Here is a 5953-nt window from a genome sequence, read left to right on the forward strand (position 1 = left end):
TTAGATCAAGATAATACTATAAAACAAGATACACCTAGTTATTATTTTTCTCCTAAAGATGAAAGCAGTGGTTTAGGAAGACTTAGTATCTTTTATAAAAATGATGAACTTTGCTTGCTTAATTATTCTATTATAGAAAATTCTTTAAATATCAAATTAGAATGTTTAAGCAAACAAAGCTTAGAGTATAAAGACTTAATTTCAAACACTTTAAAAGAACAAAAAACCACACAAGTAGATAAAAAACAAGCTATAGCTAAACTTCATGCTCTTTTAGAAAATCAAAACCTAGAATGTATCCATGGAGGTAAAGTCATACTTAAATCAAACAAAGGAAAAACTTTTAAAGATGATGGTGTGCCTATTATGCTAGAAAGTGATTTATTAAACTCTAGTATAGTAGCTTGTCCTAATACTATAGCAGGTGTAAGTGTTCCTTGTACTAAAGTTGTTAATGTAAAAGGATCCTTATCTCAAAAGAAAGTCAATAATGAATATGTAATCTTACAAGAACTCATATCAGCTTGTATTAGTGATAAAGGTTTTCCTTTAAAAGTAAGCTTTACTCCTACTAAGTTTAAATTTGATCACAGCTTTAATCCTAAAGAGGGCTTAGGAGAACAAAGTAAAAATCAAATAGAGTTAAAAGAACCTATAATAAGACTTCATTATAAAAGTGATAGATTTCAAAAAGATAATTTACCTATCTATAATCTTTTAATCAATAATGAAAAAAAAGAACAAAATAAGGCTTTAAATGAATTTAATATAGATTTAAAAGATTTAAAAGATATAGAGGATATAAATATTCTTAATCAATTCAAACAAGACTTTAGTAAAGATTATGAATTTAAAGAATTAAATCTTAGCTTTGATACTAATTTAATCAAACTTTATTTTATTATCTCAAAAAACATTGCTAAAGTTTATAAAAGTGCTTATAAGGAATTTGAAAACAAAGATTTAGGAGTAGGGTATTTTACACAGCTACATGAGTATGATAAAATCATCAAAAATGCTTTAGAAGATAATAAAGAATTAAACGAATATCATTTTAGTTTTTTAGCTCCTGCAAAAATGCAAAATTTAAAACTTCAAATCGCACAAGGACTAGATGAAATCTTAGAAGATGAAGATAGAAAACAAGAGTTTTATGTTTGTAAATTTGTGGTGGTAAATGGGGTTAAAATATGAAAATAAAAAATTTTACTTTAATTGCATCAAATCATAATTTAGAAATCGAGTTAAAAAATCTTACCAAAAATGCTAATAAAATTATTTTTATATGCAGTGATTTTGATGGATATAAAGAAGCTAAGAATTCTTTGTATAAGACACTACATACTATTGAAGATAATTTTAAAATTGATAATACAAAAACTTTTAAAATCATACATTTAAATCAAGCCAATAAAGACGAAATCACAAAAGAACAAAAATTTAGCTCTGATAAAAATTTATCTAGCATTAAAAAAATTATCTTTAATAATTTAAAATTTTTAAATAATGCAATTAATCAAAATGAAAATAAAACGCTCAATAAAATTATTGATGAAAACAATGTAGAAAATATTGAAAATTTTTTAAAAGAAATTCAAAAAGAATTAAATATATTATTAAAAAATATCAAAGAATCTAACTATTTTGAGCAAGAAATTAAACCAAAGATACAACTTACCCTAGATACACTTTTTAATACACTTTTAAAAAATATTACTCAATCTAATGATGATGAATATAAGCAAATTATTAGAGCTATAGCAAAATTTTTTATCAATATACTAGATTCTGTAACCAATCTTAAAAAACCTGTCTCTTTAGTCAAAAAAAATCCTTATGTTTTTGTTGTAAATACATTATTTGAAGCTTATAATTCTTCTGCTGAGTATCAAGAGTATAAGGAACAAAAATATTATTATGATTTTGCTTATCCACTTTTAGAGCTTATTACTAGTAAGCTTTATCCTATTATCGCTTTGTGCAATGAAGAAATTTTATCTGATGTATTAATTATAGATGATAAAGTATTATTAGATTTTTCATCTTATTCTAATGTACCTTCTATTAGTCTTTATAAAAATAGTTTTTATAAAGTTATTTTAGATGAAGAATTTCAAGGTATTTTTGATAATTTTTTAGAAAATAATCTAAAATTTGAAAATGAAAAGTTAGATAATACACTTTTAGTGAATTCTAGTTTAAATAATTTTGATACAACATTAAAAAAAGCAATCAATTTAAATATCTCTAAACTCAATCATTTCTTTTATGCAGAATATCCTGATTTAAATTCTTCCATGCTAGTAGAAATGATATTAGATAAAAAAAATACTGATCAAATCAATACAACCAAAATGGGTAAAAATTATTTGCTTATTACTAATCCACCACAGCTTAACAATGCAGGACTTTGTGAGGACTTGTATCAAAAAAAATTAGGAGCAATAATAAAAAATCGCCCCAAAGCTCTTACAAAAAATGAAAAACTTGCATTAAAAGGCGATTTTCCTAGCAAAAGAGATTATGGTTCTTATTTTATAGAAAGAGATGTTAAAAAAGAAGATGATTATGTATTGCAACTTTGTCCTTTTGTGAAACTTGATGGACAGATTTATCAAAAATATAAAGGGTATTTTAATTTTTATAATCAAACATATTCTTGGATGAAACTTTATTTATTAGAATATATAAACGAACGATTAGAATATGAAAAAGTTAAGCAAGATTTTGCTTATATTGATAGCTTTTTTAAATTGCCTAAAGAACTTGAAGAAATTAGCGAAAAAGAAAAAGAAAAAGTAGAAGAATATGTCGAGCTTTTTAATAATTATTTAGATAATATCAATTCTCGCTATGACCAAACACAATCCAATCTTAACTCAGAAACATTAATGTTTAAAACATATGAAAATGTAGATTTTAAGAAATACTCACCTTTAACGGTTGTTTTATTGACTTTAACTTTGTATGTTTTACAAAAAGACTTAGCTTTTACGCAAGAATATTCTTTGGGATATAAATTGTTTCAGGCAAATATTGGTAATTATCAAAAGATTAAAATACCAAATTATTTTAATGAGTATATTTCATTTATCCCTGATGATATTTATTTTTATGATAATGATAAAAAAATTTATATCTTTTTATCTAAAGAATTAAATAAAAATAAAAAAGAAGATGAAGTTATTTATTTAGATGAATTAGCCAAAGCTATGTTTGAAAATGATTTTGAAGAAGAAGATCAAACTTATGTAAATTTTTTAAAAACCTTAAATGAAAGTTTTGATGAGGAGATTGAATTTGAAGAAAATATACAAACAGACAAAACTCTTCCTTCAAAAAAAGATTTAGATAAAAGCATTCAAGATATTATGCTTGATAAAGAACTTGCAAAATTATCTATAGATATTACTTTTTTTAACATCATTAAGCAACTTTTTCCTTTTACAGAATTTTTTATGAGTCAGCCTGATTTTTTTAAAAAAATGATTTTATTTTTTATAGATTCAAGCTTAGATAAAAAGTATTATGGTAATAAATTATTTTCTAGTTTTAAAGCACATTTTTTTAAAGAACTAGGGATATTTTATGCACTTAGCCCTAAGGGGCGTTTTATAAAAATTAATCCAAAAAGTAAAAAATCACTCAATAAGCTTTTTTTATATCAAATAGGAACAAATTATTATTATTTTAATCAATTAGAATATGCAAGTGAATTAAAAAAGTCAAAGAGTTTTTCAAGATTAGATAAAGCTAAGCAAATTCATTTGATATCAAAAGTAAGAAAACAATTAGCTATTGATTTTTCTATTAAAATGAGTAAAGACTTGAGCGTGGATATATTAAAAAATTTAGCAGGATCTTTTATTGATACACTTTTGCCTACAAATTATGAAAGATTGAAAATTTTATATGAAAAACTAATGTATGAAAAATTTACTTACAATTATGATTTTCCTTTAGCTGTAAAAAAAGAAGAATATATAACCTATCCTTTATTAATAAATTCTAGATTTATGAGTTTTGATTTATCTGAGTTTATTTTTGGTTCTTTATTATGCACGGGTGGGCTTAATTATTATCCTAGTATTGCTTGTGCTACAACTTCAAGTGAAGCTAGGGAATTTGCCTTAAAAAGACTTTTATCTTATATTATTTTAGATGAAAAAAGAAGTGCTTTTATGGAAGATAAAATCAATGAAGGCAAATATATCTTAAATGATAAGGAATTTTTTGAAAAAAACAATATAGAACTTAGAAATTGTAATATATATAAGCTAGAACATTTTCAAAGAAAAGAAGAGTATAAAACACAAAATCCTATGATAAAACAACACCCTATCTTAGCCTATAATGATACTATACAAATTTTATATGAATATGCAAATGGGATTTATAATACCACTCAAGATGAAAAAGGTAAGTTTATAGAAGATAGGCAAAAAGCAAGAAGATTGATGGAAAATTTAGAAGCCATAGGACAACATAATTTGGAAGTGATGTATAAGGGGATAAATGAGGAATATGTAAAAAACAAAAGAAAAAATGAAAATGATGAGGAAGAAAGCGATGATACTAATAAATCCCAAGATTATTCTAATAAGTTTATAGGCAGACTAGCCACTACTATAATCATGGAAGATGGTTTATATATAGGATGAAAGGATAAATAATGAGTGGTAATAAAGATATTTACGAGATTTATACTTCTAATGGACTTATATTAGAAGTTGATAAAAATACAAATCAAATTATATTTGATAAAAGAGAAGATGGGCGTGAAGTAGGCAAATACACCCAAGAATATTCCAAAGCTTTGTTTGAAGCACACAATATCAAACAAAACTCCCCCTACAAAGACTATCAACCCCAATACCTAGATCCTGAATTTCACACAGGGGAGAAATCTACTTTGCTTGAATTTAAAGATTGGCAAAGTATTTATTTAAAAGATCCTATCAAAGGAAGCATAGCTCCTTGGACTAAAGCAGAAAAAGCTTATTATAAATCTTTAAAAACTAAAAAAGAAAGATATAAATATTTAGTTATAAGAAGTGGTATAAGAAGTGTTGTTATAGATATACCTTATGAAGCTATAGGAGCTGTAGATGAAAAAGGAAATGTAGATCCTAAATATGAAAAATTATATAGAATAGTAGATGATAATAAACATAATCTAAGATCAAGTTTATTTCATAATGAATGGGGTATGGCAGCAGGAATATTAGGTGATTATAAATACCTAGCTAATGATATGTCTCAAAATGGTTTTAATGCAAGATTTATCCAAGCTACTATACTTTATATACAATTAAGTGGAGGAAGTAGTATATTAGATAAACCTAATTTATTAGGTGCTATTTATGGTTATGCAGATATTGCTGTAGGAAGTGGTTTAGTAGGAGTGCATAAAAATCCTTTAAGAGAACAAGAGATTAAAACCTTAGCTAAGACTTTAAAACCTGATGAATTTGGTATGCTTCCTTTTATAGATGAGATTATGGGAGTAGATTGGGTGATTGATTATAATAAATATAGAATTGCTCGTGATGAATTTGGAAGTATGTATAAAGCCTTAAGAAGTGATATAGTTGAGGGCAAAATAAAAGATCCAAGGGATATAGATTCTACTTATGAAAGCAGAAGAGAATTTGATCATCATAGGGGAGGGTATTATAATGGCATGGTAAATGCTTATGGTTATGATATTCCAAATGATCGGAGTGAAGAAAGTGCACAATTAAGAATAGATTCTATGATATTAACTGCCAAATTAGCAGCCCTAACTCCTCCTCAAGGCTATCCTAATGCCCCTTATTATTTTACCCCTGAAAATCTAGAATGGTATTATAAAAGACATAAGCTTGATAGACTTCTTGATCCAAGAATCCCTGCTATTTATAGATATAATTTTCCGCAAGAACTTCGAGCTAAAATACTAGCTTATGCTAAA

General features: G+C 25.4%; 3 protein-coding genes. All 3 read left to right on the top strand.

What is annotated here, in order from left to right:
• A partial coding sequence (locus tag AJN58_RS02365; protein ID WP_250540833.1) for a hypothetical protein occupies positions 1–1194 on the top strand: 1194 nt, incomplete at its 5' end.
• Positions 1191–4661 (top strand): hypothetical protein, encoded by a 3471-nt coding sequence (locus AJN58_RS02370; protein ID WP_070233299.1) that lies wholly within the window; start codon positions 1191–1193, stop codon positions 4659–4661. The genes AJN58_RS02365 and AJN58_RS02370, both read left to right, overlap by 4 nt.
• Positions 4662–4672: 11 nt before the next feature.
• On the top strand, positions 4673–5953 hold a 1281-nt coding region (locus tag AJN58_RS02375), incomplete at its 3' end, for a hypothetical protein (protein ID WP_070233300.1).

This window comes from Campylobacter sp. BCW_4321, assembly GCF_001763075.1.
Lineage (GTDB): Bacteria > Campylobacterota > Campylobacteria > Campylobacterales > Campylobacteraceae > Campylobacter_D > Campylobacter_D jejuni.

What these genes read in the sequence shown, in the direction of transcription:
- AJN58_RS02370 (WP_070233299.1), top strand. Translation starts at nt 1,191, where the DNA reads ATGAAAATAAAAAATTTTACTTTAATTGCATCAAATCATAATTTAGAA.